Source organism: Mycobacterium decipiens, assembly GCF_963853665.1.
Classification (GTDB): domain Bacteria; phylum Actinomycetota; class Actinomycetes; order Mycobacteriales; family Mycobacteriaceae; genus Mycobacterium; species Mycobacterium decipiens.
Genome location: NZ_OY970459.1, coordinates 2943797 through 2951183, shown reverse-complemented (window position 1 = coordinate 2951183; position 7387 = coordinate 2943797). Strand labels below are relative to the sequence as shown.

Annotated in this window: 5 protein-coding genes; 2 read left to right on the top strand and 3 right to left on the bottom strand. The window is 63.7% G+C overall.

Annotated elements, in window-relative coordinates; genetic code table 11:
• Window positions 1–601 precede the first annotated feature (601 nt).
• The 3 genes from AADZ55_RS13080 to AADZ55_RS13070 form a co-directional block, all read right to left on the bottom strand.
• On the bottom strand, window positions 602–1249 hold the full coding sequence (locus AADZ55_RS13080) for a chorismate--pyruvate lyase family protein (RefSeq protein ID WP_165759389.1): 648 nt from the start codon (window positions 1247–1249) through the stop codon (window positions 602–604).
• A gap of 524 nt (window positions 1250–1773) precedes the next feature.
• On the bottom strand, window positions 1774–2982 hold the full coding sequence (locus AADZ55_RS13075; protein ID WP_085325398.1) for an aromatic ring-hydroxylating oxygenase subunit alpha: 1209 nt from the start codon (window positions 2980–2982) through the stop codon (window positions 1774–1776).
• 137 nt (window positions 2983–3119) lie between these two features.
• The gene (locus AADZ55_RS13070) at window positions 3120–3800 is read right to left on the bottom strand and encodes a hypothetical protein (RefSeq protein WP_085325397.1); all 681 of its coding nucleotides are present in this window, start codon (window positions 3798–3800) and stop codon (window positions 3120–3122) included.
• A gap of 78 nt (window positions 3801–3878) precedes the next feature.
• On the opposite strand from AADZ55_RS13070, the gene AADZ55_RS13065 reads away from it, so the two are divergent.
• Together AADZ55_RS13065 and AADZ55_RS13060 are read left to right on the top strand one after the other, a co-directional pair.
• On the top strand, window positions 3879–5384 hold the full coding sequence (locus AADZ55_RS13065) for a carboxylesterase/lipase family protein (RefSeq protein WP_085325396.1): 1506 nt from the start codon (window positions 3879–3881) through the stop codon (window positions 5382–5384).
• 5 nt (window positions 5385–5389) lie between these two features.
• Window positions 5390–7378 (top strand): phosphotransferase, encoded by a 1989-nt coding sequence (locus tag AADZ55_RS13060; RefSeq protein WP_085325405.1) that lies wholly within the window; start codon window positions 5390–5392, stop codon window positions 7376–7378.
• Window positions 7379–7387 lie beyond the last annotated feature (9 nt).

Sequence of the window (7387 nt, the reverse complement as noted above, 5' to 3'; positions counted from 1 at the left end):
ATGTTGACCACTTGTCCTCCGGTGTCTGCGACGACTGGATGACACGATATGCATTGCATTTGTGCAGGCCTCGCCCGTTTGGCGCCGAGGCTTCCCGGCACATGCAAAAGTGGCAAAAATGGCCATTTGCGATTCATCTTTCGGTTCCGCAATTACGCGGCGCCGCATACCGCCCGAGCGCTTCGGTATTCGTTGAGACCGACCCTACGGTGCCGCTGCAACGCATGTCACGCTTTTGGGCGATAGTCGGCATAAACGACGATTTCGTGGTTCTGCTCATTGTGCTCACGTCGCCCACCGAGCCGGGCCGACCGGCGGGGGTGCCAGGCCAGAGCTGCGATGCGACCTGCCCAATAGGCCACCACCAGCGGTCGGCTCGGTGAAGTCGGGCCGCTTCGGCCGGGTCGGGATCGGTGCCGACCGCCATGCCCACCACCGTTATCGGCTCATCGGTGGTTGTGGTAGCGGGCAGCGCCGCCTTCGGGCTGGCCCAACCGGAGAGTTCGGCTGCGACCCATGATGGGCAAGCGCGATATAAATTTTGTGACGTACACGCCATAGGCAATGTAGGACTAGTCACTTCTGGTCACCCTAGTGCAATTTAGCAGTCCGCCATTTGCTGTTGTATTGCATCTTCGCAAGAACAATCAGAAATGCTCATGTCGATTTCAGCGTTGCCATCTTCGCCATCGGCCCCGATGGTTGCCGTCGTGATGGACTTAGTGAATGTGCCCAGCGGGAAATATTCGGTGACTACGATGGCCGGCTGACCGCGTATGGTCATGCGGTATCGACGCGCGATAGCTTCCTGGGCCAAGTCCTGACGTTCGTCGAGCTTCAGCCAGTCGGGCAACGTGCTCATCCAGAGCTTTGGATTCTCTTTGAATATCTCAATGCCATTGGCCAATATAGACTCCCCAATGGGGCGATCCATCTCGATCAAATTGTCGATCAATTTCGGTGGTACCAGATCAATGGATATTAGTGACTCCGCAACTACAAATAGTTTTCCCGATGAGCGGCCTTTAAGTAGCACTTTGCGATGCAGCGTTCGGCCATTAAACGGCCGCTCCGGGCTCCTCATTTCCGGAGTGGCAACGCAAATATCCCGGTCGATAATCTGCGTGAAAATATCATCATTCGCGAGAATGCCGAGGATCCGCGGTAGGGTACCATTGGTTGCAAGGAGTATCCGGAGGTCACGGCCGAATTTTCGGATTTCTTCGGCAGTAAGGAAGTTTGAATGCACTTCTTGTTCCTTCCTGTGCGTTACTCCAGCGCGTATGTCACTGTGCCGTCAGCGAACGCACCCACGAATTCGTGGATTCTTCGGTGACAGCCCTGGGCACACGCCAGCTGGCGCCAACGAAAGCGTTGTTTCGGGGATCGGCATGTCCATGCGGTGCTGTCCGGAGGCGAGACCGGATGTAGGACTTGACGCGGGGACCACTCGGCGTTGAGCACGATCGTTCGGCCAATAGTAACAGGTTCTGGTCGTCACGAGAACGCATGTTTTGGCTGGTGGCATGTCAGATCGGTCACTCACAAATGGTTAGGCGTGTGACGGTGGGTTGCGGCCCTTCCGGATCATTGTGAGCACAACAAGCGGCGTTGGTTCTTGGTGACGCATACACCGTCGATCCAGCTGGCCGCATGAGCTGCCTGTTTTAAACCGCCCCATGGCACGCAGCGCTTTGTGGTGGGTGTGATCGTGGTGGGCCAAACCTGCGGCTACGGAGACGTGAGAAAGAAGCCCGGTCGGGCAAACACGGGCTAGCGCGGAGCCTGCGGTTGGGTCGCGGCAAACTGCGCCAGACGGTCACCAAGGTTGGCGTGAAAGTGTCCGATAGCGCTCTCGTGCCGGCCGAACTCCACAAACTTGTTCGCGCCGGCGCGAAAGCCTCGCTGCACGCCCGACGACATTTCGTTATCCTCCGCGACAACGCCGGTAATGTAGCGAGCTACCTCCGCGGGGTCGGGCAGCTCTTCGGCGTCGAGCGGTATTTTGTTGGCGATGTCGGCTCTCGTCATCGTGTAGTAGATGACCTCGCTGTGAGCTACGTCTACCGGGTCGACCACGATCACCTGTACCAGTTGCGGGAACGCCCCGAGTATGACGTTGGGGAACAGCTGATAGACATATGTCGCCGGCACACGTCCCGGCCAGGTTGATTCTGGGCGGTCGCGCAGCTCCTCGATCGCGGGGTATGGGAACGTAACCCGAGAATTCGGGCCGAACGTCTCGACCACGGTGAGGTTGTCGTATAGGTCGGGGAGGGTCTCTCTATGAGTCCAGCGGATGTGGTACCCCTCCAAGAACTGCTCGACAATTACCTTCCAATTTATCGCCAGTCGATTGGTCTCGACGGACAAGACCCGATCGATTGGTAGCAGCTGGTCTCGCCACGCCGTCCCGTTAGTCAGCCAGGCCGTCGCCGCGTCAGCATCGGGTTGCGGGACGCACGCGCCGCCAGAATCGATTGCCCCGATAACGATGAGCCCATCCGCCTCATAGCTCGGGACCTCGATCAGACCCCGCGTCGACATGTCCAAGTCGGGGAATGCGTGGGCGTGCGGGACATGCGATAGCGAGCCATCCAGGCGATATGTCCAGCCGTGGTAGCGGCACACCAGGGCATGGGAACACCCGGCGTCCTCGACCAGCGCGAAACCACGGTGCCGACATGCGTTGCGAAACACCCGAGCCCGTTGATCGGGCCCACGCACAGCGAACAAGGGCACCCCGAAGGTCACCCGTTCGACGTGGTCGCCCTTGTTGGGGATAGTGGCGGACGGAACGAACACGCTTGGCATTGCCCGCAGTAGCTGGAGTTCCTGGGTGAACCGGTGTGGATTCAGGTAGTTTTCGACGGGCTCGCGCCAGGCAGTGCCTTCGTCGGTGGTGCCGCCGTCGACATGGGCGAGAACCCGCCGAACGATCTCCACATCGTCAGCAACCAGCGGCTTCGTGGTCCTGCTCATGGGTGCAGCATAGCGACTTTTCGTGTTTACTCGCGTTGCCAGCAAGGTCACGACGCCACTTGAAGTCTGGGGTCTTGGCGACGTTCGCCGTGAGCGCTACCTCGCCCGCGATAGCGATGTGCTCCCGGCGGGTCATATCAGCAGCCGAACGCTACGGCCACGCCATCCGGCGCCGGCACCGACCTTAGGCAACCGAACGGCTCGATGCCGGCGCTGCTGAACCGGACCGCGGACTGATGGGCATAGTTCACGCAAAACAGACCGGCTTGATCGGCGCGACAGCGATCGTCGCCGATCGACAGGGTGTCCCCGTTTGCCAGCTCGGGGCCATTGCCATAGACGAACGGTCCGGGATCGGCGCGGGCGGATCCCAACTGCAGGCTGGGGCCGTCGAAGTCGACCCAACCGCCCTTCCATTCGCCATAGGCGGTCTCGGGTCGGGGCGGCGGATTGGTCAGCTGAACCAGACAGGCCAGGGCGCCGCCGGTGTGCTTGGAGTCTGTCATGCAGGAAACCTTGCCGGCTTGGGCGCTAAGCGCGACATCGTCGCCCAGCTGGGTGGTGACGGCGTCGCGCGTGGCGACGTGATAGCCAGCGGGATCAGCGGGGTGACCTGCCTCGATCCAGGAGATGACGGCCGAGATCGGTGCCCCCGCAGCCGGCGCGGCCGAGGGGCCCGGCTGGTGACCCGCCGAAGGAACGGCCGCCGCCAGCGAGGATGGTGGTGCGCCGGTCTGCGACTGCCCCGCACCACGGCCATCGGTGTGCGAGCAGCCCGCAACCAGCAACGACACTGCGACCAGCGCGGCGATCCGCATTCCGACAGGCTAACCGGCACGCGCGGAATACAAGCGCTGCGCGCGCCGTGTACCCGTCGAGTCGGATACCGTCGGTCTATGCACGAGCGCACCGTCCGCGCACGCACGGCCACCGGCATCGTCGAAGGCTTCACCCGCGACGGCGTGAACCGCTGGCGATCCATCCCCTACGCCAGCCCCCCGGTGGGGCCGCTGCGATTCCGGGCGCCCCAGCCAGCACAGCCCTGGTCGGGGGTACGGCACTGCCACGGGTTTGCCAACTGCGCACCCCAGCAGCGTCGGTACACCATGCTTGGCGTCGGCAAGTACCAGCGCAGGAGCGAGGACTGTCTCACCCTCAACGTCGTCACACCGGAAAGGCCAGCCACCGAACCGTTGCCGGTTATGGTCTTCATCCACGGCGGCGGCTACATTCTGGGCAGCTCGGCAACCCCGATATACGACGGTGCGGCGCTGGCCCGCCGCGGCTGCGTATACGTGTCGGTCAACTACCGGCTGGGCGCGCTCGGGTGTCTGGATCTGTCGTCGCTATCGACACCGGAAATCACCCTCGACAGCAACGTGTACCTGCGCGATCTGGTACTGGCGTTGCGCTGGATCCAGGACAACATCGCGGAGTTCGGCGGTGACCCAGGCAATGTCACCATCTTCGGTGAAAGCGCGGGCGCCCACATCACTGCCACGCTGCTGGCCGTGCCCGTCGCCGCAGGCCTGTTCGCCCGGGCGATCTCGGAAAGTCCGGCGGCGGGCATGGTGCGTTCGCGAGAGGTCGCCGACGAGTTCGCGGCACGCTTCGCCCATCTGCTCGGCGCCCGCCCCCGAGATGCCGCCAAAGCGCTGATACAGGCGTCCTCGGCGCAGCTAGTGGAAACCCAGCACCGCCTGATTCGCCAGGGTATGCGGAATAGGCTGGGCGCCTTCGCGATTGGTCCGGTATTCGGCGACGACTACCTGCCCGTTGACCCTGTTGAGGCGATGCGGTCCGGTCAGGCGCACCCGGTTCCGCTCATCGTGGGCAGCAACGCCGATGAGGGCCGGTTGTTCACCCGCTTCCTGGGCATGTTGCCGACCAACGAACCGATGGTGGAAGAGCTGCTGTCGGACATGAAACCGGCTGATCGCGAACGCATCACCGCCGCCTACCCGAATTATCCCGAGCCCTCGGCGTGTATCCAGCTCGGTGGTGACTTCGCCTTCAGCTCGGCGGCCTGGCAGATCGCCGAGGCGCATGGCGCTCACGCGCCCACCTATCTCTACCGATATGACTACGCGCCACGGACGCTGCGCTGGGCGGGTCTCGGTGCCACTCATGGCACCGAACTGCTCGCTGTTTTCGACTTCTATCGCACCGGGTTCGGTGCACTGCTGACCGCCGCCGCCGACCGCCGCGTCGCGCTGCGGGTCAGCCGCGAGGTGCAACGCCGGTGGCGGTCTTTCAGCCAAACTGGCGTTCCGGGCGACGGCTGGCCGGCTTACACCCAAGACCACCGTGCCGTCCTGGTTATCGACCGCAGGTGCCGTGTCGAGGTGGATCCGCACCGGCACCGCCGGATGGCATGGGACGGATTCTCTCTGGCGACGTGACCCTCATGGACTCCGATACCGAGCGAGCCATCGAACGACCCGGTGACCTCACGACCGCGTGGTTGACCGCAGTTATCCGCGCCGAAGTTACTGGTTTCTCCATCGAGCGCATCGGCACCGGCCAGATGAGCGAGTGCTACCGCGTCCTGCTGAGCTATGCCGACCCTCGCCCGGACGGTCCCCAGTCGGTGGTGTTGAAGGTCGCGGCCACCGATCCGGTGAGCCGGCAGACTGGGGTGGCGATGGGTCTCTACGAGCGTGAAGTCCGCTTCTACCGAGACGTCGCGCCGCGCCTGGGCGGGCCGATAGCGCCCTGCTACCACGCCGCGGTCGATACCGCGACAGGAATATTTCACCTATTGCTCGGTGATGCCGGACCGGGGATCGCCGGCGACGAGATCGCTGGTGCCACAACCGAACAGGCAAGACTGGCCGTCGGCGAGCTGGCTCGGATGCACGGCCCGCTGCTCGGTGACCCGGCGCTGGCCGAGGCGCCGTGGCTGAACCGGGAGGCGCCACTCAGTCAGGCGATGATCACCGGGCTGTATGCCGGGTTCGTCGACCGCTACCGCGACCAGATCGCGCCGCAGCACCGCACGGTGTGTGAGCGCCTGGTGAACGCGTTCGACGGCTACCTGGCCCAGGAGGGCGCCGACCGCAGAATTTCGGGCCTGGTGCACGGCGACTACCGATTGGACAACATGCTGTTCGGCACCGCCGGAGCCGACCGGGCGCTGACGGTGGTCGACTGGCAGACCGTTTCCTGGGGCCCCGCGCTGAGCGATCTGGCGTACTTCCTCGGCTGCGCCCTGCGGACCGAGGAGCGACGTGCTCAGTACGACGCGTTGCTGCGGGTCTATCACGACGCGCTGGGTCCGGACGCGCGGATCAGCCTCGCCGACGTCGCCGAAGGTGTACGCCGGCAGAGCTTTTTCGGAGTGATGATGGCGATTGTGTCGTCCATGCTGGTGGAACGCACCGAGCGGGGCGACCGAATGTTCATGACGATGCTGCAACGGCACTGTGATCACGTGCTGGACACCGATGCGTTGGCGACGTTACCCGCGCCGCCGGACCCGTTGCGGCCGTCGCGGCAAGACGAGTTTGCACATGTCGCGACCGCCGAGCCACTGTGGAGTGAGAGTTGGTACGCCGACTTCGTCGATGCGGCACAGGGATTGGGTGGCTGGTTACGGATCGGTCTGATGCCGAACGAACACACCGCCTGGTTTCACGCCCTGATCTGCGGACCCGACCTGCCGACCGTCGCCGTCGTCGACTTCGACGTCCAACTGCCTGACGACCCCTGGGTGTTGCGCACCGACGCCGTGGAGATAGGCCATTCGGCCAGCGCCCCGCTGCAGACCTACGGGGTGGACTTGCGTGCGCGCGGGCAGGCTTACCCAGATCCGTCGGGCCTGTTGCGGGGTGAATCGGGAACTCCGGTCGAGATCGCGATGGACCTGGATTGGGCCACTGCCGGCACGCCCTATCAGTATCGTTTGACGACACGCTACGAGATCCCGTGCACCGTCTCGGGAACCGTCACCATCAACGACACCTGCTACCGCATCGAGTCGGCTCCCGGGCAGCGCGACCACTCGTGGGGTGTGCGTGACTGGTGGAGCATGGACTGGATGTGGAGCGCGCTACACCTGGCCGATGGCACTCACCTACACGGCGTGCACATACGAATTCCGGGCATCCCCGGCGTCAGTGTCGGCTACGTCCAAGACCACGCGGGCGCGGTTGCCGAACTGAACGAGGTGGAAACCCGAGAAGTCTTCGCCGCCAACGGATTACCGGTGAGTGCTACATTGACTCTGCAGCCGGGCGACATCACCGCGACGGCCGACGTGGGCGGCCACGCACCGCTTCGCCTGACCGCCGCCGACGGAAGGGTCAGCCAGTTCCCACGCGCATGGGTCCGCGTCAGCACCACAGACGGTCGCAGCGGCGTCGGCTGGCTGGAGTGGAATCGCAACCAGGCGTGAAGACTGGCC